Genomic DNA, 24,373 nt, shown 5'->3' with positions numbered 1-24,373 from the left:
GCTCAAACCGGCTATTGTCAATTGCAGGCAGTGGCGGGACTGCCATGGTGGTTCATCTTGAAAGCGCTTCCGGCTTTTTCAGCAGGCCTTCGAGCAATTGCTTGAACGCGGCCACCACCATCTTCGATGTCGTTTCGGGATCTTGCGAATTGGCGATGCGCTGCGCGGCCTGGCTGCTCGCCCCATTGATCAGCCGCGCTGCCGACTCCGGGTCGACGCCGGGGACGACCACCCCTTCCCGCTGCAGCGCTGTCAGATGATCGGTCATTGAACCGACGCAGGCATTGGCATTCGACCACAGTGCCGGATCGCCCAGCACAGCCGGACCATCCCGGAACATGATGCGCTGGATTTCCGGCTCCAGCGCCATTTCGATATAGGTGGTGCATTCGTCGACGAAATGCTGCCAGCGGGTCGGCGCCCGCGACGCGACCTCATTCACCCGGGCCGCCATTTCCGCGTCGATTTCGGCGATAACCGCCTCAAGCAGTCCCTTCTTGTCGCCGAAGTGATGGTAAAGGGCGCCGCGCGTCAGCCCGGCCGACGCGGTGAAATCATCCATCGACGCTTCGGCATAGCCGATGGTGCCGAAAGCCTGGCGCGCCGCGGCGATCAGCTTGGCGCGTGTCTCGGCGATCATCTCCTTGCGCGGTCGATGCATGCTTCTGGCCTTACTTACATACGCTCCGTATGCCAATTGACATACGCGACGTATGCTCTATTTAACACTTATACGTCTCGTATGTAATTGTCGAATCGCCCCTTGTCGAGGAACAGGATCATGCAAAACCCCTATTCGGAAATCTTTCGCGCTCCCGGAGCCACGGGCTTTGCCGCCGCCGGCTTCATGGCGCGCCTGCCGATCGCCATGGCGCCGATCGGCATCGTGGCGATGCTGTCGCAGACGCGTGGCGAATACTGGCTGGCGGGTGCGGTTTCGGCGACATTCGCCTTGGCCAATGCCTTCCTGGCGCCGCAAATATCGAGGTTGGTCGACCGCCTCGGCCAGACGCGGGTTGTCGTACCCACCACCATCATCTCCGTGCTCGCATTCGCGGCCCTGATCGCATCGGCCAATCAAGACTGGCCGGTATGGACGCTGTTCGCGTCGGCGCTGCTGGCCGCGGCAATGCCAAGCATGCCGGCCATGGTGCGGGCGCGCTGGACCGAGATTTTCCGGGGCCGGTCCGAGATGAACACCGCCTTCGCCTTCGAGTCGGCGGCGGACGAACTGGTCTATATCGCCGGCGCATCGCTATCTGTGGGCCTCAGCGCCGCGCTGTTCCCGGAAGCGGGCGTGCTCGTCAGCACGCTGTTCCTCGCCTTGGGCTCGACAGCCTTCATTCTGCAGCGTTCGACCGAGCCGCAAGTGCGGCCGGTGGACCATGGCTCCAGCGGCTCGGCAATCCGCCTGGGGCCGGTTCAAATCATCACCTTCGCCATGATCTTCATCGGCGCGACCTTCGCGACGACGGAGGTGAGCACAGTGGCGATCACCAAGGAACTCGGCCAGCCGGGCACTGCCAGTCTCGTCATCGGCGTCTATGCGCTGGGCTCCTTCGTGCTCGGCATCATCATCGGCGCGCTCAACCTGAAAGCACCGCTGCAGCGCCAGCTCGCCATCGCGGTTGCCTTGGTCGCGCTCGGCACACTGCTGCCGCTTACCGCCAGCACCGTGCCAGCGCTCGCGCTGACTGTCTTCATCAGTGGCGTGGCGATCTCGCCGACCTTCATCACCGCCTTCGGCCTGATCGAGCGGCATGTCCCGGAAGCGATGCTGACCGAAGGCATCACCTGGGTAACCACCGGGATCGGCATCGGCATGGCGCTGGGCTCCTTCGCCGCCGGCGCCGTGGTGGATGCATTCGGCGCCCAGAACGGATTCTGGGTCTCGGTGACGTCAGGCGCTATCGCGCTGATCACGGTGCTGCTCGGCCAGCGCAGCCTCGCCACCCACGAATGCGAGTTGGAACGATGCGAGGCGGCAATCCCGGCCGAGTGACAGGCGGGGTTTGTCGAGCTCAGATGATCTCGGTCTTAGCGATGTGGATGCCAAAGCCTTCGAGGCCGACATAGTGGCGCTCGCGCGAGGCAATCAGGTTGATCGAGGAAATGCCGAGGTCCTTCAGGATCTGGGCGCCAAGGCCGATCTCGCGCCATTCGCTCTCGCGCCGGCGCGCCTCTTCATGGTCCTCGCGGTCGCCTGGCGCCGGCCGGTTGCGCTCCTGGTGGGCAACGCCGACCGAGCCTTCCCTGAGATAGACGATGACGCCGCGCTTGCGTTCGCCCATCGCCTTCATGATGCCGTCGAGCCGGTGGCTGGTTCCGAACACGTCGGTCACCACATCCTCCGAATGCAGCCGCACCGGCACCTCCTCGCCATCGCGGATGTCGCCGAAGACGATGGCGACGTGATGCATCGTGTCCCAGGGCAGCGTGTAGGTGAAGACCTGGGCCTTGCCACCCAGCGTCTCGATGTCGGAGCAGGCGACGCGCTCGACCAGGGTCTCCTTGCGCTGCCGGTAAGCGATGAGGTCGGCGACCGATACCTGCTTGAGGCCATGCTCCTCGGCGAAAGCCGCGACCTGCGGGCCGCGCTTGACGGTGCCGTCGTCGTTGACCAGTTCCGAGATCACGCCGATCGGCGGCAGGCCGGCGAGCTTGCACAAATCGACCGCCGCCTCGGTATGACCCGAGCGCATCAAGACGCCGCCCTCGCGCGCGATGAGCGGGAAGATGTGGCCAGGGCGGACGAAATCGGAGGCGCCGACATTGCCGTTGGCGAGGTTGCGCACGGTCAGCGTGCGGTCGTCGGCCGAAATGCCTGTCGTCGTGCCATGCTTGAAGTCGACGCTGACGGTAAAGGCGGTGGTGTGGGCCGAATCATTGTCGGCCACCATCGGCGCGAGGTTCAGCCGCTTAGCCTCCTCGCGCGGCATCGGCGTGCAGACGATACCCGACGTGTTGCGAACGATGAAGGCCATCTTCTCCGGCGTGCAATGGACGGCGGCGACGATCAGGTCGCCCTCGTTCTCGCGCCCGTCATCGTCCATGACGACGACGATCTCGCCGCGTTCGAAGGCGCGGATGGCTTCGACAATCTTCTTCTGGTCGTAAGACATGGAATGCTCGCTTCGCTCGCAGGGAATAGGGACTGGGCTAGGGTTAGGGAATAAAAGGGTCGGGCTGGCAGCTGACCACTGACTACTGCCTATTCCCTACCGCCTATTCCCTTCCCCGTCTGTCCTCGATGCCGCAGATAGTGGTCGGCAATGGCGCAGGCAACCATGGCCTCGCCGATCGGCACGGCTCGGATGCCGACGCAGGGATCGTGGCGACCCTTGGTCATCACCTCCACGTCGTTGCCGTCCTTGTCGATCGACTTCCGGGGCGTCAGGATCGACGACGTCGGCTTCACCGCAAAACGGGCGACGATCGCCTGGCCCGTCGAGATGCCGCCCAGGATGCCGCCGGCGTTGTTGGACAGGAACACCGGCTTGCCGTCATTGCCCATGCGCATCTCGTCGGCATTCTGTTCGCCGGTGATGCGGGCGGCCTCGAAACCATTGCCGATCTCGACGCCCTTGACGGCGTTGATCGACATCAGGCCGGACGCGATGTCCTGGTCGAGCTTGGCGTAGATCGGCGCGCCGAGGCCGGCAGGCACACCGTCGGCGACGATCTCGATCACCGCGCCGACCGAGGAACCGGCCTTGCGGATGCCGTCGAGGTACCGCGTGAAAACAGGAATCGAAGCCGGATCCGGCGTGAAGAACGGGTTCTCGGCATCGCCGATGAAATTCCAGTTCCAGTTGGCGCGGTCGATGGACTTTTCGCCCATCGACACGAGCGCGCCGCGCACCACCATGCCCGGCACCACCTTGCGGGCGAGCGCGCCGGCAGCGACCCTGGCAGCGGTCTCGCGCGCCGAGGAGCGGCCGCCACCGCGATAGTCGCGCACGCCGTATTTGACGTCATAGGTGTAGTCGGCATGCCCGGGCCGGTACTGGCGGGCGATCTCGCCATAGTCCTTGGAGCGCTGGTCGACATTCTCGATCAGCATCGACACCGGCGTGCCGGTGGTGATCATCGTCTCTCCGTCCTCGTCCAAGACGAAGCCTGAGAGGATCTTCACCTCGTCCGGCTCGCGGCGCTGCGTGACGAAGCGCGACTGGCCCGGGCGGCGCTTGTCGAGTTCGGCCTGGATTTCATCGCGCGTGAAACGGATACCCGGCGGACAACCATCGACCACGCAGCCGAGCGCCGCGCCATGGCTCTCGCCCCAGGTGGTGACGCGGAAAAGATGGCCGAACGTGTTGTGAGACATGGAAAGTGCCCTGCCCGGCATCGAAACCGGCTGAAGCCAGCCTTCTATTGGCGTTTTCCACAGTGGTCAAACTGTGATCCGACGGATTTAGTTTTGACACATTCGGTTGGTTTCTGCTCTCCTCCATTCGCCGTTGAGGATCCGCCGCCACCCAGGCCGGCGCAATGACCAAAGAGGACGATGATGCGTACCCTGATTGGCGCTGTTGCCGCCACGCTGCTGCTCTCCACCGCCGCCTTTGCCGGGCAGACCGAAGGCCTGATCAAGAAGATCGACAAGGATGCGCTGACGCTGACGCTGGACGACGGCAAATCCTACAAGCTGAACGCCGAAACCGATCTCGATGCGCTGAAGCCGGGGATGGACATCGTCATTGCTTACGATGTGACTGATGGCGAAAACGTCGTCACCGACATGCAGCTGCCGGGTGACAGCGACACGAACTAGGAGTTGGCGTCACCGGCGTCCTAAAGCCACTCCAGGCTCCTGCCTTCAAGTTTGAGCACGCGATCCTGCGGTATCTCCAGGTTCGCGGCTTCGTCCTCGGGCATATCAAGCACGAAGCGAAACAGGGTGCGCATGACGCCCCCGTGCGTCACGCAAATCGTCTGCCCCCGAAGTTCACCGAAGCATGGCTTCACCCGTTCGAGCAGCATCTGGTAACTCTCCGCGCCTTCACCTGGCGGCTGAAAATTCCACTTGTCCAGCGCGCGGGATCGGCTCGCGCCGGGCGACTGCCTCTCAAGCTCGGCGAAGGTAAAACTCTGCCAATCGCCGAAATTGACTTCAATCAGTCTGATATCGGTTCGATAGGCGAGCGGATCGAGCCTCATGGCGGCGCGGATGCGTTCCATCGTTTCGCGCGTGCGTCTCATCGGACTGGCGACGAAGTCGAATTCCTGGGGAGCGCCGACGAGTTCGGCCAGCCGATGCCCGTTTGCGCTCGCCTGTTCGCGGCCGAGAGCATTGAGATCGGTATCGGCCTGGCCCTGAAGCCGGAACTCGGCATTCCACGCGGTCTGGCCGTGGCGCACGATATAAACCAGCGGGTACATCAGCTCTTCCGGAGATCGGGCCAGGGCCTGGAAGGAGGAAAGGCGGGGAGACCTAATCCTTGACCGTCGAAATATCTGGAGCGTCGACCGCTTTCATGCCGACGACGTGGTAGCCGGAATCGACATGGTGCACTTCGCCGGTGACGCCACGCGACAGGTCGGACAGGAAATAGACGCCGGAATCGCCGACCTCTTCCTGCGTGACCGTCTGCTTCAGCGGCGAATTGTATTCGTTCCACTTCAGGATGTAGCGGAAGTCGCCGATGCCGGAGGCGGCAAGCGTCTTGATCGGGCCGGCCGAGATGGCATTGACACGAATTTTCTTGGCGCCAAGGTCGACAGCGAGATAACGCACGCTGGCCTCCAGTGCCGCCTTGGCGACGCCCATGACGTTATAGTGCGGCATGACCTTCTCGGCGCCGTAATAGGTCAGCGTCAGCAGCGAACCACCCTCGGTCATCAGCGCTTCGGCGCGCTTGGCGATGGTGGTGAAGGAATAGACTGAAATGTCCATGGTGCGCAGGAAATTGTCGCGCGTCGTCTCGACATAGCGGCCGGTCAGCTCGTCCTTATCGGAAAAGGCAATGGCGTGCACGAGGAAGTCGAGCTTGCCCCAATGCTTGGCGACATTGGCGAAGACCTCGTCCAGGCTCGCCGGATCGGTTACGTCGCAATGGCCGGCGACAAAGGCGCCCAGTTCCGCCGCCAGCGGCTCGACGCGCTTCTTGAAGGCTTCGCCCTGATAGGTCAGCGCGATCTCGGCGCCGTGATCGACGCAGGCTTTGGCAATGCCATAAGCGATCGACCTGTTGTTGGCGACGCCAAGAATCAGGCCGCGCTTGCCGGCCATCAGGCCCTGTCCACCCGCCATATGCGTGTTCTCCGCAAGATATCTGCTTTGTGGAGTGCCTATCGCACAGGCATACAGCCCCTTCAAGCGTTCAAAGCGGACAGTTCGGGGGACAAAAGCTCTCGATCAGCCTTTTTGGCCGCGCAACAGCGATTCCAGCGCGCTGTCGCCGCCTTCCGGCAGCATGATGCGCACATGGGCATAGAGATCGCCATGGCCCCCGGCCTTCTCCGGCAAGCCCCTGCCCTTGAGCCGCAGGACCTTGTCCGAGCTCGACCAGGCGGGAACGTTGACCGCAAGCCTGCCTGTCGGCGTCTCGACCGGCACCTTGGCGCCCAGCACCGCATCGGCCAGCGAAACCGGCAGGTCGGCGTGCAGGTCACGGCCTTCGATGCGGTAACGTGGATGCCGGCGGATATGGATCTTGACCAGTGCGTCGCCGGGTTGGCCCGGTCCCTGCTCGCCCTGGCCCTTCAGCCGGATGGTCTGGCCATCCTCGACATAGGCCGGCAGCTTGACCGCAACCTTGCGGCCATCCGGGAACATCGCCGTCACCTTCTCGGCATTGGCCGCTTCCTCGATGGTGACGTCGAGCGTGACGTTCAGGTCGGCTGCTGTCGCCGTCTGGCGGCGGTCGCCCGCGCCTGGCCCGCGCGCGCCTGAAAAGGCATCGCCGAAGATCTGGCTGAAGATATCGCTATTGCCGTCGAACGGATCGCCGCCCGGACGGCCCGAGCGGAACTCGAATCGCGAGCCTCCGGCGCCCTGTTGCTGGCGGCGGAACCCGGCAAAGGGGTCGCCACCGCCCGCCGCGCCTTCAAAACCCTGGAAACGCGGCTTGCCGTCGGCGTCGATCTCGCCACGATCGAAAGCCGCACGGTTCTTCTCGTCGCCGATGACCTCATAGGCCTGATTGGCCGCGGCAAAACGGTCCTTCGCCTTGGGATCATTCGGATTCTGGTCCGGATGATGCTTCTTGGCGAGTTTCCGGTACGCCGATTTTATGTCCTTGGCCGATGCGTTCTTTGCAACGCCCAGCACCTCATAGGGGTCGCGCATGCTTCCTGCCCTGGAAATGAGTTGAGTCCATACTTGCCCCCTATATGCGCTCGCATAGGAAGAAATTCCAGTAGCGGACCTTCATATCAACGGCGGAAAATCAGAGTGCCTTGAAGCCCTGCATGCGCCAGCCGCCGGCACCGGCAAGACAGAGTTCGCCCTGGAACATGGCAACGCCGTCAAAGCTTTCGCGCGAAACCTTGAAGCGGCGGCAGGTCTGGCCGCTGTCCTTCAATTCCGCCAGTTCGGTGATGGAGCCGCGCGACCCGGTGCCGGTGTTCGCCCACGGCACCGCCTGGCCGCCGAGTTGCTCGATATCGGCGGACGATACCGCATTGCCGATCGTCGTCTGGTCGGAGTCCCGATCCGAATCGGCCGGCTTGGGCGAAGCCGATGTGCTGCTGGTCAGGATCGAGCGGTCGACTTCGGCCTTCTCCAGGCTGAAGCCACCTGCACCGCAAGCCGCGAGCGGCAGGGCGACTGCCACGATCGCCGCTTTCGTGCTGGCTGAAGCGATAACGCCCCATTGCCTGCTGTCAAAAGCTTGCGCGATACGCGACAATCGGCAACCTCCCTGGTCTCGTGACAATTTGAGAAAAACTATGAGTGACACAGAGTTAACAAGCAGTGACTTTACCGAGGCGGGCGAGCCGTTTCGCCTCTTTGCCGCATGGCTGGACGACGCTACCAAGAGCGAAATCAACGATGCCAATGGCGTGGCATTGGCGACCGTCGATGCCGAGGGCATGCCGGACGTAAGAATGGTGCTGCTCAAGGGGTTCGATGAAAGCGGCTTTGTGTTCTACACGAATTTCGAGAGCGCCAAGGGCCAGGAGATTCTTGGCAGCATGAAGGCGGCGATGTGTTTCCATTGGAAATCGCTGCGCCGCCAGGTGCGCATTCGCGGTCCGGTGGAGCTCGTCAGCGATGCGGAAGCCGACAGCTATTACGCCACGCGGCCACGCGGCAGCCGCATCGGCGCCTGGGCGTCGAAGCAATCGCGCCCGCTGGAAAGCCGCTTCGCGCTGGAAAAGGCGGTCGCAGAATACACGGCGCGTTATGCCATCGGCGAAATCCCGCGACCGAAACATTGGTCGGGCTTCCGGATCGTGCCGAAGACGATCGAATTCTGGCACGACCGGCCGTTCCGGCTGCATGACCGCGTGGTCTTTTCACGCAACGCGGCAGGCGGCTGGGACAAGGCCAGGCTCTATCCCTGACGAACCATCAGCCCTTTTTCCTGGTCATGAATGCCGTGAGGGCGGCGCGCGCCTCGTCGGATTTCAGCCGCTCGCGGAAATGCTCGCTCTCTATCCCGATGCGGGCAACCAGATCGTCGCGTGAGCCACGCATCAGGTCGCGCGCGATCTTGAGCGCTTGCGGTGGCTTGGCCGCGATCTGGCCGGCCGCTGCAAGCACCGAAGCCTCCAGCCCACCTTCCTCGACCACCTCGTAGATCAGCCCGGCGGCCTTCGCGCGCTCGGCCGAAAAGCCCTCACCGAGACCGAGCAGGGCGAAAGCACCCTGCTGGCCCAGGATGCGGGGCGCCAAAAGGCTCGATCCTGCCTCGGGCACGAGGCCGAGATCGACGAAGGGGGTCCGAAACACGGTGCGCGGCGTCGCGAAAGTCAGGTCGCAGTGCAGGTTGATCGTGGTGCCGATGCCGACCGCGATACCGTCGACGCCGGACACGATGGGCTTTTCGACCCCGGCCAGGGCGATCAGGAAATCCCAGACTTCGGTGCCGCCATCGCCGCCGGTGGCCACGACCATGAAATCGGCAAGGTCGTTGCCGGAGGAAAAGGCGCCGGGCACGCCGAGAAAGACATGGACGCGGACCGCCGGATCGGCGTCGCCTTCGGCAAGGGCCGCCGACATTTTCGCATACATGGCACGCGTCAGCGCGTTCTTCTTGTCCGGCCGGTTCATGCGGATGATCTGGATGGCGCCCTGGCGCTCGACGAGGATGTGGTCTGTCACAGTGTTTTCCTTGTGAAGGTCAGGCGGAAATCAGTGCCTCGGCGGCAGCAGCCAGGCTGCCGGCGCCATCGATGACGCGCTCCTTCAAAGCGCTGGCTTCGCCAAGCAGGTTCTCGGCGAAGAAGCGGCAAAGCGCGATGCGGCCCTGGTCGGCAAGAGCGGCCCGCGCCAGATAAGCGCCGCCGGCGGCAAGCGAGATCAGCCGGAGATACGGCGTGGCGCCAGCCAGCGCCTCCTCCGTCCGGCCCTCGGCCGACAATTTCTGCAGGAAACGCGTCGCTTGCGTCAAATCGGAGAGCGCCTGATCGAGAGTGTCGGCGGTGCGGCCAAAACCCTCGAGGTTCGACGTTCGCACGGCATTGGCGATACCGGCCAGTTCGTCGATGTAGCCATGCACATGCTCGCCGCCACCGAGCGGCAGTTTTCGGGTCACCAGATCGATCGCCTGGATGCCGTTGGTGCCTTCATAGATCGGCGCGATGCGCGCGTCGCGATAGTACGCGGCCGCACCCGTTTCCTCGATGAAGCCCATGCCGCCATGCACCTGGACGCCAAGCGAGGCAACTTCCACGCCGACATCGGTCGAAAACGCCTTGGCGAGCGGAGTCAGCAAATTTGCACGGTCGCGCCAATGCGCCGCCTCGCCGCCTGACGACACGCGCGCCATGTCGATGGCGTGGGCACAGGAATAACTGATCGACCGCGCGATCTGGGTTAGCGCCTTCATGGTCAGGAGATTGCGCTGCACGTCGGGGTGGTGGACGATCGGCGCCATGCCGGCGCCGGCGTAATCCGCCGCCTTGCCCTGGCGGCGCTCATTGGCATAGGCAATCGCCTTCTGGGTCGCTGCTTCCGCGACCGCGACGCCCTGCATCCCGACAGCAAGACGCGCATTGTTCATCATGGTGAACATGCAGGCGAGGCCCTTGTTCTCCTCGCCGATCAGCCAGCCGATGGCGCCAGGCCTGGCGCCCTGAAAACCGTCGCCATAGATCATGGTGCAGGTCGGCGAGGCATGGATGCCGAGCTTGTGTTCGAGGCCGGAACAGAAGACGTCGTTGCGCGCGCCGAGCGAGCCATCGTCGCCGACCAGGAATTTCGGCACCAGGAACAGCGAGATGCCACGCGTTCCGGCCGGCGCATCGGGAAGCCGCGCCAGCACCAGATGGATGATGTTGTCGGTGAAATCGTGCTCGCCGTAAGTGATGAATATCTTCTGGCCGAAGAGGCGGTAGGTGCCGTCGCCGGCGGGCTCGGCGCGGGCGCGCAAGGCGGCGAGGTCCGATCCGGCCTGCGGCTCGGTCAGGTTCATGGTGCCCATCCATTCGCCGGAGACGAGCTTTGCCAGATATGTCGCCTTGAGTTCCTCGGAAGCGTGCTTGTCGAGCGCCTCGACCGCGCCCATGGTCAGCGTCGGGCCGATGCCGAAGGCCATGGCGGCGGAGTTCCACATTTCGAGTGCGGCGACGCCGAGCATGGTCGGCAAGGCCTGGCCGCCATACTCTTCCGGCCCGGAGAGCGCATTCCAGCCGCCTTCGATCCAGCGGCGATAGAGTTCCTTCCAGCCCGGCGGGGTGGTGACGGCGCCATCGCTGAGCACGGCGCCATGCTCGTCGCCGATTTTATAAAGGGGGGCCACCTCCTCGGAGGCGAAACGGCCCGCCTCGCCAAGGACGGCGTCGACCAGATCCTCGCTGAGGTCTCCGAACGCTCCCGTGTCGATGGCGGATTTCATGCCGGCCACATGCTTCAGGGTGAACGCGATATCCTCGACCGGTGCCCGATACATGCCGCTCGATCCTCCCTTATGCATCGGCCTCGCCGATCCTAGGGCCAGTGCCGCCGCAAAACCATCCGCCTTTGGGCGGTCTCCGATCGCCTTTTTACGTAAACGTCAAATTTTGTCACGCTGATTTTGCAATCAGGCGGGGCTGTATTAAATTCGACAGATGCCGGACCAAATCGACCGGCGACGGAAAACCAGCGACCGGAAGATTCTCATGCTTGCCAGACCTGACGCCTATCGCTGCATCGAATGCGGTTTGCCCTATCGGGCAACCGGGTTTTCCTATTATCACGGCCACCTGGGAAATGGTGCCGCCTACTGGTCGGATCGCGGCATATTGTGCTCGCCGCGATGCTCGCTTGCCCACCACCGCAAACGCGCCGCCGAAGGTACGCTGCAACAGGAGCCCGCGCCCGACCCGTTCGAAGTTCAACCGTTCAACCGGCGCTAGCTTATCCCGCAACAGCGTCCGAGAAGCATTTTCTTAACCATAGCGGTCCAGGATTTGCCTTTGATCAACGGGGATTCCCTGTTTTGAAAAGGACGGCGCGCCTCCTTCGTCGCACGGCGCTTCTCGCTTTCGCGGCAGCGATTGTGCTGGGCACGGCGGCAAAGGCTTCGGACTTCTCCGAGCCGTGGAAGAGCGCTGACCGCGCGCTCGTCATCGACGCCTACGAATACAATTCCATCGACTGGGCCCAGCTTGCCACCGACAAGCGCATCGTCGCCTTCATCAACAAGGCTTCCGATGGCATGCCGCCGCCCTATTTCTGTTTCGGCGGCGAGACTGACGTGAAACTGTGCAAGGCACTGTGGAAACGCCACGCGGTGACGCGCGAATTGTTCCAGACACGCAGGGTCGTGGCCAAGGCGCTCGGCATGAAATGGGGCGCCTATCATCTCGCCCGTCCCGGCAATCCGGTCGAACAGGCCAACAATTTCCTCGATTTCGCCGACCCCGCACCGGACGACCTCATGGCTCTCGACATCGAGGGCATCGATCCCTCGCAATGGATGTCGCTCGACGATGCCGAGGAGTTCGCCCGCCAGGTGCATCGGCGCATCGGCCGCTTCCCGGTGCTCTACACCAACGGCAAGACCGCCCAATATATCGCCGACAACCGCTACAAATACCGGCTCTTGTCGCGGCTGCCGCTTTGGTACGCGCGCTATAAGCCTGACATCGACGTGCATTTTCCGATGGGCAACTGGCAGGGCTACGCGCTCTGGCAGTTCTCGGCGCAGGCCAATTGCGGCCGCTTCCGTTGCCCCTACAGGGTTGCCGGCACACCCGACAACATCGACGTCAACGTGGCGCCCACGGATGCCGTCACTCTGCGCCAGCAATGGCCTTTCGGTGGCCTGATCGACGTGCCTGCCGATTATCTTGCCAGCGTACCAGTGCCGCTCTCGCGGGAAGCCGCGCTCGCCGGCAAGGCCACCATCATTTATGCCGATGTGGCGACGCCGCCGACCTTCGAGGAAATAGTCGCCGTGCTTGGTTCGCGCTGGTCAAAATTTCGCGACGGGTTCCGCATGCCAGTCGTGAAGACGGTGCCGCGACGGCCGGGGTTCGGCATTGTCCAATATGTGGCCTGGAAGCGGGGCGGGCAGCGTTCCCCCGAACAGCTTGACGCCGCCTTTGCCGCGGCCGACCCGGTCAGCACCGCTTCGACAACCCTCGACCGAGGTCAGCAATAGCCGCCACCCGGTCGGAGCTTCAGCCGGCCTGCTCGCGCGCCACGGCCTGCCAGCCTATGTCGCGGCGGCAAAACCCGTCCGGCCAGTCGATGCGGTCGAGGGCGGCATAGGCCCGCGCCTGCGCCTCTCCGACCGTGGCGCCGCTCGCCGTGACATTGAGCACACGGCCGCCGTTGGCGACCAGCGCACCGCCATTGATTGCGGTGCCGGCATGGAAAATCTGGACGCCTTCACCGGCGGCGTCCTCGACGCCGCGGATGACGGAGCCTTTCTCCGGTGTGCCGGGATAGCCCCTGGCCGCCATCACGACGGTCAGCGCCGCCTCGTCACGCCAGCGCACCGACATATGCGCGAGCTGGCCATCGGTCGCGGCATTGAGCAGCACCAGCAGGTCATCCCTGAGCCGCATCATCAGCACCTGGCACTCGGGATCGCCGAAGCGGGTGTTGTATTCGATCAGCTTCGGCCCGCTTTCCGTGATCATCAATCCGGCGAACAGAATCCCGGCGAAAGGCGCGCCAAGCTCGGCCATGCCGCGCATGGTCGGCTCGATGATCTCACGCATGGTGCGCTCGATCATGTCAGGCGTCATCACCGGGGCCGGCGAATAGGCGCCCATGCCGCCGGTGTTGGGACCGACGTCGCCATCACCGACGCGCTTGTGGTCCTGCGCGGTGCCGAAGGGAAGCGCCGTGGTGCCGTCGCAGAGGCAGAAGAAACTCGCCTCCTCGCCGGTCATGAATTCCTCGATCACCACCTCCGCGCCGGCAGCGCCGAAGGACCCGTCGAAGCAGGAAGCGAGTGCCGCCTGTGCCTCGTCCATCGTCATGGCAACGGTGACACCCTTGCCGGCTGCGAGCCCGTCGGCCTTGATGACGATCGGCGCGCCTGTCTTCTCGACATAGGCCTTGGCCGAGGCCAGGTCGCCGAACCGGCCATAGGCGGCGGTCGGAATGTTGTACCGGGCGCAGAGGTCCTTGGTGAAACCCTTCGAGCCTTCCAGCCGCGCGGCGGCCTTCGAAGGCCCGAAGACGCGGATGTTTTCGGCGCGCAGATCATCGGCGATGCCGGCGACGAGCGGCCCTTCCGGGCCGACCACGACGAGATCGATTTTTTTCTCCCGGCAGAAGGCGGCGACCGCGGCATGATCGGTGATATCAAGCTTAATCAGTTCGGCCTCGCTGCCGATGCCCGGATTGCCGGGGGCCGCGTAGAGCTTGGTCAGCAGCGGCGAAGCGGCAATCTTCCAGGCCAGCGCATGTTCGCGGCCGCCGGAGCCGAGAAGAAGAACGTTCATGGCCACCTCTTGATGCCGCCGATCCCATAGAGAGAACAACCCGCTATTGCTCTCTGGGTGACGGGTCAAGGCATCAGGGTGGATTGCGCACGGGAACGTTATCCCTGTCGAATAGGGCGCCGGCCACCGCCGCCCCTATTCCGGCTCTCGTTCAGCCCTGAAAGACCACCGGAAACCAATCCTCGCGCAGCTTCTGTCCCGGCTGCATGCCATGGCCGTGATAGGGCGGCGAGGTGCGGCCCGGTCGCTCGACATAATGGGCATCGTCGCCGACCCAGCGCAGCGACAACGCCCGGCGCCGGGCCGCGGTCATATTGCCGCGCGCGCCGTGTGCCGTCCTGAAGTCGAACAGGATGGCGTCGCCCGGCTCCATCTCCCATTCGATAACTTTCATCGATGGATCGGTGTCGGGATCGGGCACCGGACGGTAATCGCCCTCGGCGGCGTAAAAATTGCCATCGTCCAGCCAGCGTACCGGCAGGATCATCTTGTCCCATTTGTGCGAGCCGGCGATCAGGCGCAGCGTCGCCTCCTTCACAGGATCGATGGGGATCCAGAAGCTCACCGTCTGCTGGCCGTCGACGAAATAATAGGGGATGTCCTGGTGCCACGGCGTCGGCTTCTGCGTACCGGGCTCCTTGACCAGCACATGGTCGTGGAAGAACTGCGCGGTGCGCGACTGCATCACCGCGGCCGCCAGTCGCGCCGCCGGCGAATTGCGCACAACATCGACGAATTCAGGGATACGCTCCCAGTTGCAGTAATCGTCGAAGAAGCTGCCCTTGCCGCCAGCGATGTCGGACGCGGTGGCGCTGCGGCTCCGCATGTTGCGCTCGATGCCGCTGGCAATCGTGTCGACCCAGCCCTTGAAGGCGCCGCGGATGCAGACCGCGCCGTCACGCTGGTAGTCGGCAATTGTCCGCGCATCGATGATTTCGGTGTCGATTGGCTGCGCTGCGGTTTGGGAAGCCATGGTGTCCTCCTCTCAGGATCGAGGCCACTATCGCAATGTCCTCTCATTCCGTAAAATAATCACTTCTCATCTGACACATAGGTTCTGGCTATGAGCCTTACGCTCACGCAACTCCGCTATCTCATCGCCGTCGCCCGCCATGGCAGCGTCACCGGCGCGGCGCGGGCGATCAACATTTCGCAGCCGTCGATTTCAGTGGCCATCGACGCCATCGAAAGGGATTTCGGCCAAAAACTATTCGTACGCCAGCGGGGAAGCGGCGTTTCGCTGACCTCCTTCGGCCGTGTCGTGGTAGCCAAGGCAAAGCAGGTTCTTGCCGAGACCGACGAACTCATGAGCCTGGGGTCGGGCAATTCAGCCATCGGTGGCGAGCTGGTGCTCGGCTGCTTCGAGGATCTGGCGCCCTATTTCGCGCCGGGCCTTATCCGTGCCTTCTCCGAACGCCATCGAGGGGTCGCGGTTGTCGTCCGTGACGAGACGTTCGAGACGCTCGGGCGACGCCTCGCGGACGCCACCGTCGACCTCGGCCTCAGCTACGATCTCGGCCTGCCGTCGCATTTCGCCCGCATCCTGTTGCACGAGCTTCGGCCGCATGCGCTGCTGCCGGCGGGCCATGCACTGGCGGGCCGCCCCGAGGTCAGCCTGGCGGATCTGGCCGCCTACCCGCTGATCACGACCGACCAGCCGCATAGCTGGCAGCATATGCTCGACCTGTTCCGCGGCCGTGGCCTGTCGCCGGTGGCCGACATGCGAACAAGTTCGTTCGAACTCCAGCGCAGCATGGTGGCCAACGGCTTCGGCGTCGCGGTCAGCTATACCCGCCCGCATGGCGACCGCAGCTATGACGGCTTGCGCCTCGTCTGCAAACCGCTGTCGGATCCGCTGCCCATGCAGCGCATCATTCTCACCCACGATACGCATCAGCGCGTGTCGAATGCGGCGCTGGCTTTCATCGCGGTGGCGCAAGTCTGGTTTTCCACACGCGACATCTTCGCGTCGTGAGGGGTTGGCGGCCGCCGCTCCTCCGCTTGCCGCTTGCCGCTTGACGGTTTCCGCCGCTGCTGCCACTCCATGCCAATGGAACCTGTCCAGTCAAAAGCGGCCCAGGGTCGCGTCGCCGATGCGCCGAGCCGCCATTGGGTCTATCGCGTGCTGCCGCGCGCCATCTGGCCCTATGCGCAACTGGCGCGGTGGGACAGGCCGATCGGCTGGCAGTTGCTTTTGTGGCCATGCTGGTGGTCGGCCGCACTTGCGGCGAGCGCCTATCCGCGCCCAGGCGACCCGCTGCTCTCGCTGCTGCCGGCGCCCTTGTACCTTGTGCTCTTCCTGATTGGCGCCATCGCCATGCGTGGCGCCGGGTGCACCTATAACGACATTGTCGACCATGACATCGATAACCAGGTCGAACGCACCCGCTCACGCCCGCTACCGTCCGGCCAGACCACGCGCCGGCGGGCCTGGCTGTTTCTTTTCCTGCAGGCCCTGGTCGGCCTGGCGGTTCTCCTGCAGTTCAACAGCTTTGCCATTCTGCTCGGCGTCTGCTCGCTGGTGATCGTCGCCGTCTACCCATTCATGAAGCGGATAACCAACTGGCCGCAAATGTTTCTCGGCCTCGCCTTTTCCTGGGGCGCGCTGATGGGGTGGGCGGTCGAGTTCGGTGATCTCGATGGCCCCGCCGTCATGCTCTATATCGGTTCGATCCTGTGGGTGATCGGCTATGACACGATCTATGCCCACCAGGACAAGGAAGACGACGCCATTGTCGGCGTGCGTTCGACCGCGCGGCTGTTCGGCGACAACACCAAGGCATGGCTCGCGGGGCTCTATGGTGGTACGCTGATCTGCTTCGCCATCGCCTTCGCCTCGGCGCAGGCCCCGGTGGTGGCACTGGCGGGATTGATCGCCGCCGGCGCCCACATGGCCCGGCAGATCGCGGTTCTGGATATCGACGATCCAGACCAGTGCCTGCGGCTGTTTCGGTCGAACAACCAGGTCGGCTGGCTGATCTTCCTCGGCCTGATCGGCGGCGCATTGTGGGTGGCGCTGAAGCCGCTGGTGTAGCGGCTTTTCCTTCTCCCCGTCTCTATACGGGGAGAAGAACGCTAGTCTCTTGAAATGATCTCCTCGCCGCCGATCACCAGCCTGAGGCCGAGGTCACCGGCTCTGCGGCGGGCAAGGAAGCGGGGGCGGCGCATATTGGAAACGCGGCCCTTGCGGCGCTCCCGCGGCGGCAATGTCTTGATGGCGGCGCCGAGCGATTCTTCCAGGGTGCGGGCGACGCCATCGGATTCGATCAGCAGCATCGGCAGACGGTAGGCGTCGGCCCAGGCGCGCCAGTCGGCGGCGACGTCTTCGAGATCGTCGGCCACCAGCAGCGGCACCGACAGCATCGGATCGTTGTGCAGGAGTTCCAGGGTCACCGTGACATTGCCTTCCGGATCCTCCATCGCACGGGCGGCGACGCCGCGAAATGCATTGGCGGGCAGCACGATGATCGCCGGCAGGCCGCTCATCTCGAGCAGGCGGCGGATCACTGCGCCGCGCTGGTCGATGGTGAAGGTTACGTCGCCATAATCGTCGCGCGTGGCATAGCTCACCACCTGCGGCAGGCGGAATGGGTCGAGACGCATGTTGCGTCCCGCCCAGACTGGCTTCAGTCCAGTGTTCACGTTCATAGAGCGCCTTCCTGTCTGTCTCCTGAGAGCCGGTGTCCGGTTCTCTCCGGGCCAGTTTTCCCGGCCTCGTTATGGGGAAACAGTAGCGCCGGCTCCTTACCGCCGCGCTTAAGAAAGTCGGTTAAATTTTGCTGATCTCAGGGATGGTTATCGGAATGCCACCAGCCACAGGATGTTGAAAGGATCAGATAACCTTACCGGGATTCATGATGCCGGCCGGATCGAAGGCAGCCTTTACCCGGCGCATCAGATCGATGGCCATCGGCGGCGCGGTGGCGATCAGTTCGTCGCGCTTCAACTGACCGATGCCGTGCTCGGCCGAGATCGAACCGTGCAGGCTGCGCACCACGTCATGCACGGCCTTGTTCATCGCATGATAGAGCGCCAGGAACGCCTCGTCGTCGCCATCGACGGGCCGTGAAATGTTATAATGGAGATTGCCGTCTCCCATATGGCCGAAACAGACCACGCGGGCGCCGGCGCTCACTGACGCCACGGCGCCGGCGGCCTCCCTTATGAAGCGCGGTATCGATGCGATCGGCACCGAAATGTCGTGCTTGATCGAAGCGCCTTCCGGCTTTTGTGCCTCGGGCAACAGCTCGCGAAAATCCCAGAAGGCATCGCCCTGCCCGAGGCTGGCGGCGATGACGGCATCGCCGACGAATTCCTGCTCTAGACCCGCCGAAAGCACATCCTCGATCAGCGCCCGAGAATCCTCCGCTGAGCGGCCGGACGATATCTGCATCAGCACGTACCAGGGCCAGTCTTCGGCCAGCGGCCGCACGACGCCCTGGGCGTGCGCAAGGGTAAAGTCATACGGGCGCTTGCCGATCAGTTCGAAGGCCGTGAGTGCGGCCCCGGCGCGGTCCATGGCCAGGCTGAACAGGGAAAGGGCGGCTTCGGGCGACGACAGGCCGACGAAGGCGACGTCCGTCCCCTTCGGCTTCGGGAACAGTTTGAGCACGGCGGCGGTGATGACACCGAGCGTGCCTTCGGCGCCGACGAACAGGTTCTTCAGGTCGTAGCCGGTGTTGTCCTTCTTCAGTTTGCGCAAATCGTCGAACACCTCGCCGGTCGGCAGCACCACCTCGACGCCGAGGCACAGTTCGCGCGCATTGCCATAGGCCAGCACGCCGGTGCCGCCGGCATTGGACGACAGGTTGCCGCCGATCTGGCAGGAGCCTTGCGCGGCGAGCGACAGCGGAAACAGCCGGTCGGCGGCATCGGCCGCTTCCTGCAAGGTCTGCAGGATGACACCGGCCTCGACCGTGACCGTATTGGACAGCACATCGATCTCGCGGACGCGGTTCAGCCGCGATAGCGACAGGACGATCTCGCGACCGGATCTGTCCGGCACCTGCGCGCCGACCAGCCCGGTGTTGCCGCTTTGCGGCACGATCGGCGTTCCGGTCTCTGTCGCCAGCCGCATGATCCGGCTGACCTCGTCGACGCTGCCCGGCCGCAGCACCAGGGACGTCGCGCCGTGCCAGAGGCCGCGTCGCTCGATCAGATAAGGCGCGATGTCCTGCTGGTCGCGCAGCGCATATTTGTCGCCGACGATCGCCGCGAAACGATCGATGAGGGCGGGATCGAGTGTCTTTGCGGTTGCGGTCATCTGGGAAAACTACGTTGTGGGCTGTGCGTTGTCACGAGGAGCGGCGGCACGGGAGAGCCGGTCGTTGATGGCCTCGCCGAGCCCGTCAAAGGGAATTGGCTCGACGGCGATAATCCGCGCGCCGCTACGGTCCAAATCCTGCATGTAGGCAAAGAGATTGCTTGCCGCTTCACGCAGGTCACCTGACAGCGAGAGGTTGAGGAAAGCGGTCGCGCCGCGCCAGCCTTCCGCGCGCTGGTCGCCGAAGGCAAGCAACGCTTCTCCTTCACCAACCGTGCCGGCATTGAGCCGAACAGCCGCGCCCGGTGCGTAGTGCGAGGCAAGCATGCCCGGCGCCTCGACGCCGGCAATGCCGCCGCGCAGCAGCTCCATGCGGATGGCCGCCTCGATCTCGTCGGCGGCAATGCCGCCGGGCCGAAGCAGGCGCAACCTTTCGCCTTCGGCCTTGACGATGGTCGATTCCAGCCCGACCGGCGTAGCGCCACCATCGACCACCAGTTTGATGCGCCCGCCTAAATCCGCAGCCACCGCCTGCGCCGTCGTCGCGCTGATCTTGCCAGATGAGTTGGCGCTGGGCGCGGCAAGCGGTCGGCCAAGCCTGGCGATCAGGTCGCCGCCAAAACCCCTCGGCATGCGCACGGCGATCGTGTCGAGCCCGGCCGTGACCAGCGGATGAATGCCGTTGCCGGGGCGCTGTGGCAGTATCAGCGTCAGCGGACCCGGCCAGAAGGCAAGCGCGAGCTTCCTGGACAGCGGATCGAACGAGGCGATGCGCTCGGCCATCGCCATGTCGGCGACATGGGCGATCAGCGGATTGAAACGCGGCCGCCCCTTGGCTTCGAAAATGCGCGCCACGCCAATGCCGTTGGTGGCATCGCCGGCAAGCCCGTAGACGGTTTCCGTCGGGATGGCGACGACATCGCCGCCCAGGAGCAGCGCCAACGCCGGTTCCATCGCTTCGCCGACGGCAAGTATTTCAGCCACTCTCGTCACCTCGCGGATGCCGGCTGCGTAATACGACGGGGCCGCCGGGGCAAGCGGGCATTGGCAATTCATCAATTCCTAAAATGCTATCTTTCCACGAAAGCCGGCATCAATCGCCGAGTACTATCGTGCGGCTTCTGGGCAATGGGAGCTATGTCGGTGTCTGTTCGTATCTGGGGAGCGCTTGCCATCACTTTGGCCTCAATGGGTGGCGGGGCTCAGGCCTCGTCGCTGGTCTTTCCCGGTGCGCCGGCCTCGACACCCTCCATCCTTGCGCTGAAGGCGGCCGACGGCAAGGCGAGCGATGTTGTGTCCGTCGTTGTGCTTGGCGAGCCTGACGTCACCTACGAAAAGGTCGCGGCAATCCCCGGCAAGGCCGAGGCGAGGCACTCCTTCGCGCAGAGCCCGATGATCATTAGGGGCGGCGTCGTCGGCGGCGCTTTCTCGACACCCATGCAGGCCAAGGCGCCGGCCGCGGCAACGGCCCCAGCCACCCCAACCGCCCCCGCCACGGCGACAGCCTCGGCAGCCCCCGCGCCGGCAGCGCACGGGAAAGCAGCGGCACCGGCGGCAGCCGCGCCGCCACCGCCAGCCCACCAGCCTGCTTCAGGAGCCGGCAAGGTCAAGTAGCGACCACGCAAACCGGACGGGCAAAATGCGCAGCCGCTTGACGGCGGTCTGGCGTCCTGCGCACCACTGTCCGGCGAATTTCGTCTAGAGTATCTTGCCGGCGGCCCTGCGGCTGATTTTCGCCAAGTGGCTCCAGCGGACGCAATTGCATCGTTCAAGGCAGAGGGGGTTGCTCATGAAAAATTCGAAGACCGTTACCGTGGCAGGGCTTCTGTTGGCGTCATTGCTTGGTGGCGTGGCCCAAGCGGACGACATGCTGGGATCCTATGTCGCGCGCATTTCCGATCGCGACCACCAGGCGAGCGACGGCTATGCGCTGGATGGCGCCGCGCAGATGGTGCGGCAAGACCGCGCCAACTGGCACAAATTCCATCGCCGCGACGGCGACGACGAGGGCGACGCCTGGTTCAGGACCAACGACCAGCGCGCCGACCTGCAGCGCATGCTGGAGCGCCCCGGCGCGATGAGTTCCTCGACCAAGCGCGCCATCGTCAATGGCGAGCCGCTGATCCAGGTCGACGTCTTTGAAAACAGCGTGCGCGTCAGCATCCTGGAGAACTGATCAAATCAATTTGGGAAGACGGCGGAAGGGCGGCGCGAAAGCGCCGCCCTCGAGAACCTGTTAACTGAAAATCAGGCTGCTTCTTCCTTGTCGTCGTCGTCTTCGGACTCGCCGTCTTCGGATTCTTCGGCGTCATCGCCTTCGGCCTTCACGGTGTCATCGGCGTCGTCTTCGTCAGACTCTTCGCCGTCTTCATCGTCGCCTTCCTCGTCATCACCATCTCCGTCTTCGTCAGACAGATCAGTGGCTTCGACCGTGGTCGCAGCCGCGTGATCGAGGGCGGTTTCGGAAGCGGATTCAAGCGGCTCGGCAGGAGCCGAGGTTTCTTCTGTCACTTCGATTTCGTGATCGGAATTCATGGAAGCCTCCGTTGGGGTGGGGAACACACCCCTTTTGCCACGGAGAGATCATCGTCATATGACTGTAAGCCGGCTCGAAGGGCCGGCCGGAACATATTTTTCCCGGGGCCTGCGGCCCCTCTATCCCTGCGTGATCTAAGGACAAACGGAAACCGTTTTTCCGAGAAAATCGGTGCCGACTTTTCGGAAAAGTGCTTCTCAACCCGCGATTTTCGAGAAATCCGCGACCTGACCTGTAGCCGTGCGAATGCGCGCGAGCAGCGCCAGTCGGTTGGCACGCACGGACAGGTCCTCATCATTTACGAGAACATGCTCAAAGAATGAATCAACGGGTTCACGCAACACGCTAAGCGCCAGCATGGCAGCCGAAAAGTCTTGGTTTTGAATCGCTTCGCCGACTTGCTTCTCGGCCTGATTCACCGCGGCGAACAGCGACTTCTCCGCATCTTGCCGGAACAACGCCGGCTCAACGGTTTCGGCGACGGCCGTTTTCTTCTTCTCCTCGGCGGCCAGAATGTTGGCGGCACGCTTGGTGCCGGCGAGCAAATTCTTGCCGTCCTCGGTGTCAAGGAAAGAGCCGAGCGCCTCGACACGGCGGACGATCTGCAGGAGGTCATCGGACTGAGGCGTGATCACCGCGTCGATCAGGTCATGGCGCGCGCCCTGGTCGCGGAGGTAGACTTTCAGGCGGTCGTGGAAGAAGGCGAGAAGGTCGCGGGCGCGATCAATCTCCCAGGTCTGGGGTGGTATGTCGGCGTCGTTAAACATCAGTTGAGAAGCGCGTTCGGATAGGCCAGTCAGCTGGCTCAACAAGCCGTTTCCGGACAGTTCCTCCATTGCTCGCATAGGTGCAAGCTGAGCCTCGGCCTTGCCAGCCTCCTTGTGAAGCAATTGCGCCATTAAGTGACGCCCCGAGCGGATGAGCTGCCTAGCAAGATCCAATCGGACCTCATTCTCAACCAAGATTCTGATCACTCCCAGCGCAGCGCGACGCAGCGCGTAAGGATCCTTCGAGCCTGTCGGCTTTTCATCGATGATCCAGAAACCAACCAGCGTATCAAGCTTGTCGGCGAGCGCCACGGCGACCGACACTGGATCGCACGGCACATAATCGGACGGTCCTTGTGGCTTGTAGTGCTCCTCGATGGCCGCGGCCACGGATGGATGCTCGCCCTGCAGCAGCGCATATTTGCGGCCCATAGCCCCCTGCAATTCGGGAAACTCGCCGACCACTTCGGTGGTGAGATCGGCCTTGGCGAGAACCGCCGCACGGCCCGCGAGCGTGGGATCGGCGCCAACGACCGGCGCCAATTCTTCCGCCAATCGCTTGATGCGCTCTACCCGCTCGCCCTGCGTGCCGAGCTTGGCGTGAAAGGTCACGTTGAGATGGTCGAGCCGGGCCATGCGCTGGTCGAGCGGCTTTTTCAGATCGAGCCCGAACTTTTCGGCCGATGCCTGGAGTTGGTCAAGGTCCGGCAAATCGCCCTGGTCGGTGGTCCAGAAATAAAGCGCGTCGGACAGGCGAGCGCGCACCACCTTGCCGTTGCCGTGAGCGATCTCCTTGCCGCCGTCCTTCGCTTCGATGTTGGCGGTGAGGATGAAGCGGTTGGAGAGCGCATCGCTTTCCCCCTGCGGCCGCGTGACAAAGCATTTCTGGTTGGCGCGGATCGTCAGGCGGATCACCTCGGCCGGAATGGCAAGGAAAGCCTCTTCGAACTCGCCCATCAGCACGACGGGCCATTCGACCAGCCCCGACACTTCCTCAAGCAAGCCCTCGTCCTCGACCAGGTCGAGCCCGTTGGCGAAGGCGAGGTTGCGGGCGTCGGCGAGGATGATCTCCTTGCGACGGTCGGCGTCGAGCACGACCTTGCCCGCCTCCAGCTTGCTCACATAATCGTCGAAGCGGCGCACGGTGATTTCGCCGGGCGCGAGGAAACGGTGGCCGTAGGTGATGTTGCCCGAACGGATGCCGTCGATCTCGAAATCGACCACCACCGGCTCCTCGGTCTCGGGGCCGAAGGTGCACAGGATCGACTGCAGCGGGCGCACCCAGCGCAGCGAGCCCGGTTTGGCCGAGGCCGGTCCCCAGCGCATCGACTTCGGCCACGGAAAATCGCGGACGAGGTCAGGCACCAGTCCGGCGATGATCTCTTCGGCCGCCCTGCCCGGCTTCGAAATATGGGCGACGTAGAAGTCGCCCTTCTTCGGGTCGGAATGGACATGCGCCTCGGCGATCGAAGACAGGCCGGCCTTGCGCAGGAAGCCCTGGACCGCCTGTTCTGGCGCCGATGTCGACGGACCCTTGATTTCCTCGTGAATGTCTTTTGAGCGTGCGGTGAGCCCGCGTATATCGAGCGTCAGGCGCCGGGGCGTCCAATACTCACGCGCCGCCTCATAGGTGAGACCCGCCTCGACCAGACCGTCGGTCAGCATCTTCTTCAAATCGCCCGCCGCCTTGCGCTGCATGCGGGCAGGAATTTCCTCGGAACGAAGTTCAAGAAGCAGGTCAGGCATCGGGGT

At 63.8% G+C, this 24,373-nt stretch carries 25 protein-coding genes; 9 read left to right on the top strand and 16 right to left on the bottom strand.

Annotated elements, in window-relative coordinates:
• Nucleotides 1-52: 52 nt before the first annotated feature.
• Complete coding sequence (locus FJ543_RS25955) at nucleotides 53-661, bottom strand: TetR/AcrR family transcriptional regulator (RefSeq protein ID WP_140823329.1); 609 nt, start codon at nucleotides 659-661, stop codon at nucleotides 53-55.
• Between the two features lie 120 nt (nucleotides 662-781).
• On the opposite strand from FJ543_RS25955, the gene FJ543_RS25950 reads away from it, so the two are divergent.
• Complete coding sequence (locus FJ543_RS25950; RefSeq protein WP_140878121.1) at nucleotides 782-2,002, top strand: MFS transporter; 1,221 nt, start codon at nucleotides 782-784, stop codon at nucleotides 2,000-2,002.
• Between the two features lie 19 nt (nucleotides 2,003-2,021).
• Here the strand turns inward: FJ543_RS25950 and ribB are convergent, their stop codons facing one another.
• Both ribB and aroC read right to left on the bottom strand, forming a co-directional pair.
• A complete protein-coding gene (gene ribB, locus FJ543_RS25945) occupies nucleotides 2,022-3,122 on the bottom strand; it encodes a 3,4-dihydroxy-2-butanone-4-phosphate synthase (RefSeq protein WP_140878119.1) in 1,101 nt (366 codons plus the stop codon).
• 89 nt (nucleotides 3,123-3,211) lie between these two features.
• The gene (aroC, locus tag FJ543_RS25940; protein ID WP_140878117.1) at nucleotides 3,212-4,327 is read right to left on the bottom strand and encodes a chorismate synthase; all 1,116 of its coding nucleotides are present in this window, start codon (nucleotides 4,325-4,327) and stop codon (nucleotides 3,212-3,214) included.
• Nucleotides 4,328-4,510: 183 nt separating this feature from the next.
• Here aroC and FJ543_RS25935 point away from each other — a divergent pair, with 183 nt between their 5' ends.
• Nucleotides 4,511-4,774, top strand: a complete 264-nt coding sequence (locus FJ543_RS25935; protein ID WP_015318816.1) for a DUF1344 domain-containing protein — start codon at nucleotides 4,511-4,513, stop codon at nucleotides 4,772-4,774.
• A 20-nt stretch (nucleotides 4,775-4,794) separates the two neighbouring features.
• Here FJ543_RS25935 and FJ543_RS25930 read toward each other — a convergent pair whose 3' ends face one another.
• The 4 genes from FJ543_RS25930 to FJ543_RS25915 form a co-directional block, all read right to left on the bottom strand.
• Nucleotides 4,795-5,382 (bottom strand): histidine phosphatase family protein, encoded by a 588-nt coding sequence (locus FJ543_RS25930; protein WP_015318817.1) that lies wholly within the window; start codon nucleotides 5,380-5,382, stop codon nucleotides 4,795-4,797.
• A gap of 52 nt (nucleotides 5,383-5,434) precedes the next feature.
• Complete coding sequence (fabI, locus tag FJ543_RS25925) at nucleotides 5,435-6,253, bottom strand: enoyl-ACP reductase FabI (protein WP_015318818.1); 819 nt, start codon at nucleotides 6,251-6,253, stop codon at nucleotides 5,435-5,437.
• A 105-nt stretch (nucleotides 6,254-6,358) separates the two neighbouring features.
• Nucleotides 6,359-7,291 carry a J domain-containing protein gene (locus FJ543_RS25920; RefSeq protein ID WP_015318819.1) on the bottom strand — a complete coding sequence of 311 codons (933 nt, stop codon included), beginning with the start codon at nucleotides 7,289-7,291 and terminating at the stop codon, nucleotides 6,359-6,361.
• A gap of 100 nt (nucleotides 7,292-7,391) precedes the next feature.
• Nucleotides 7,392-7,853 (bottom strand): RT0821/Lpp0805 family surface protein, encoded by a 462-nt coding sequence (locus tag FJ543_RS25915; RefSeq protein WP_015318820.1) that lies wholly within the window; start codon nucleotides 7,851-7,853, stop codon nucleotides 7,392-7,394.
• 28 nt (nucleotides 7,854-7,881) lie between these two features.
• Between FJ543_RS25915 and pdxH the strand changes: the two genes are divergently transcribed.
• Nucleotides 7,882-8,511, top strand: a complete 630-nt coding sequence (pdxH, locus tag FJ543_RS25910) for a pyridoxamine 5'-phosphate oxidase (RefSeq protein WP_083883094.1) — start codon at nucleotides 7,882-7,884, stop codon at nucleotides 8,509-8,511.
• A 7-nt stretch (nucleotides 8,512-8,518) separates the two neighbouring features.
• Here the strand turns inward: pdxH and FJ543_RS25905 are convergent, their stop codons facing one another.
• On the bottom strand, nucleotides 8,519-9,271 hold the full coding sequence (locus FJ543_RS25905) for a crotonase/enoyl-CoA hydratase family protein (protein WP_140878115.1): 753 nt from the start codon (nucleotides 9,269-9,271) through the stop codon (nucleotides 8,519-8,521).
• Nucleotides 9,272-9,290: 19 nt separating this feature from the next.
• Nucleotides 9,291-11,060, bottom strand: a complete 1,770-nt coding sequence (locus tag FJ543_RS25900) for an acyl-CoA dehydrogenase (protein ID WP_140878113.1) — start codon at nucleotides 11,058-11,060, stop codon at nucleotides 9,291-9,293.
• Between the two features lie 211 nt (nucleotides 11,061-11,271).
• Here FJ543_RS25900 and FJ543_RS25895 point away from each other — a divergent pair, with 211 nt between their 5' ends.
• Entirely contained in the window at nucleotides 11,272-11,508 is a 237-nt protein-coding gene (locus FJ543_RS25895; protein ID WP_140878111.1) for a hypothetical protein, read from the top strand.
• A gap of 140 nt (nucleotides 11,509-11,648) precedes the next feature.
• Nucleotides 11,649-12,758: a glycoside hydrolase family 25 protein gene (locus FJ543_RS25890; RefSeq protein WP_140878193.1), complete on the top strand. Its 1,110-nt coding sequence runs from the start codon at nucleotides 11,649-11,651 to the stop codon at nucleotides 12,756-12,758.
• Between the two features lie 19 nt (nucleotides 12,759-12,777).
• Here the strand turns inward: FJ543_RS25890 and purD are convergent, their stop codons facing one another.
• Nucleotides 12,778-14,055 (bottom strand): phosphoribosylamine--glycine ligase, encoded by a 1,278-nt coding sequence (gene purD / locus FJ543_RS25885; RefSeq protein ID WP_140878109.1) that lies wholly within the window; start codon nucleotides 14,053-14,055, stop codon nucleotides 12,778-12,780.
• Between the two features lie 151 nt (nucleotides 14,056-14,206).
• Nucleotides 14,207-15,028 (bottom strand): phytanoyl-CoA dioxygenase family protein, encoded by an 822-nt coding sequence (locus FJ543_RS25880; protein ID WP_140878107.1) that lies wholly within the window; start codon nucleotides 15,026-15,028, stop codon nucleotides 14,207-14,209.
• 90 nt (nucleotides 15,029-15,118) lie between these two features.
• Here FJ543_RS25880 and FJ543_RS25875 point away from each other — a divergent pair, with 90 nt between their 5' ends.
• Nucleotides 15,119-16,030 carry a LysR family transcriptional regulator gene (locus FJ543_RS25875; protein WP_140878106.1) on the top strand — a complete coding sequence of 304 codons (912 nt, stop codon included), beginning with the start codon at nucleotides 15,119-15,121 and terminating at the stop codon, nucleotides 16,028-16,030.
• A gap of 75 nt (nucleotides 16,031-16,105) precedes the next feature.
• On the top strand, nucleotides 16,106-17,089 hold the full coding sequence (gene ubiA, locus FJ543_RS25870) for a 4-hydroxybenzoate octaprenyltransferase (RefSeq protein ID WP_181171521.1): 984 nt from the start codon (nucleotides 16,106-16,108) through the stop codon (nucleotides 17,087-17,089).
• A gap of 41 nt (nucleotides 17,090-17,130) precedes the next feature.
• Here ubiA and FJ543_RS25865 read toward each other — a convergent pair whose 3' ends face one another.
• From FJ543_RS25865 to FJ543_RS25855, 3 genes are all read right to left on the bottom strand, one after another.
• Nucleotides 17,131-17,697 (bottom strand): DUF6101 family protein, encoded by a 567-nt coding sequence (locus FJ543_RS25865; protein WP_041163896.1) that lies wholly within the window; start codon nucleotides 17,695-17,697, stop codon nucleotides 17,131-17,133.
• Nucleotides 17,698-17,887: 190 nt separating this feature from the next.
• Nucleotides 17,888-19,318 carry an FAD-binding oxidoreductase gene (locus FJ543_RS25860; RefSeq protein ID WP_015318831.1) on the bottom strand — a complete coding sequence of 477 codons (1,431 nt, stop codon included), beginning with the start codon at nucleotides 19,316-19,318 and terminating at the stop codon, nucleotides 17,888-17,890.
• A 9-nt stretch (nucleotides 19,319-19,327) separates the two neighbouring features.
• Nucleotides 19,328-20,302, bottom strand: coding sequence for an L-threonylcarbamoyladenylate synthase (locus FJ543_RS25855; protein WP_181171250.1), 975 nt, complete (start codon nucleotides 20,300-20,302; stop codon nucleotides 19,328-19,330).
• A 159-nt stretch (nucleotides 20,303-20,461) separates the two neighbouring features.
• Here FJ543_RS25855 and FJ543_RS25850 point away from each other — a divergent pair, with 159 nt between their 5' ends.
• Together FJ543_RS25850 and FJ543_RS25845 are read left to right on the top strand one after the other, a co-directional pair.
• Complete coding sequence (locus FJ543_RS25850) at nucleotides 20,462-20,932, top strand: hypothetical protein (RefSeq protein ID WP_140661433.1); 471 nt, start codon at nucleotides 20,462-20,464, stop codon at nucleotides 20,930-20,932.
• Between the two features lie 175 nt (nucleotides 20,933-21,107).
• Nucleotides 21,108-21,494, top strand: coding sequence for a hypothetical protein (locus FJ543_RS25845; RefSeq protein WP_140617317.1), 387 nt, complete (start codon nucleotides 21,108-21,110; stop codon nucleotides 21,492-21,494).
• Nucleotides 21,495-21,565: 71 nt separating this feature from the next.
• On the opposite strand, the gene FJ543_RS25840 is transcribed toward FJ543_RS25845, so the two are convergent.
• The gene (locus FJ543_RS25840) at nucleotides 21,566-21,853 is read right to left on the bottom strand and encodes an ATPase (RefSeq protein WP_140878105.1); all 288 of its coding nucleotides are present in this window, start codon (nucleotides 21,851-21,853) and stop codon (nucleotides 21,566-21,568) included.
• Between the two features lie 198 nt (nucleotides 21,854-22,051).
• Nucleotides 22,052-24,367 carry a glycine--tRNA ligase subunit beta gene (gene glyS / locus FJ543_RS25835; RefSeq protein WP_140878104.1) on the bottom strand — a complete coding sequence of 772 codons (2,316 nt, stop codon included), beginning with the start codon at nucleotides 24,365-24,367 and terminating at the stop codon, nucleotides 22,052-22,054.
• Nucleotides 24,368-24,373: the final 6 nt, after the last annotated feature.

The organism is Mesorhizobium sp. B2-5-7 (assembly GCF_006440875.1).
GTDB lineage: Bacteria > Pseudomonadota > Alphaproteobacteria > Rhizobiales > Rhizobiaceae > Mesorhizobium > Mesorhizobium australicum.
Note: the sequence above shows the minus strand (reverse complement) of the source record. Positions and strands in the feature narration are given on the sequence as shown.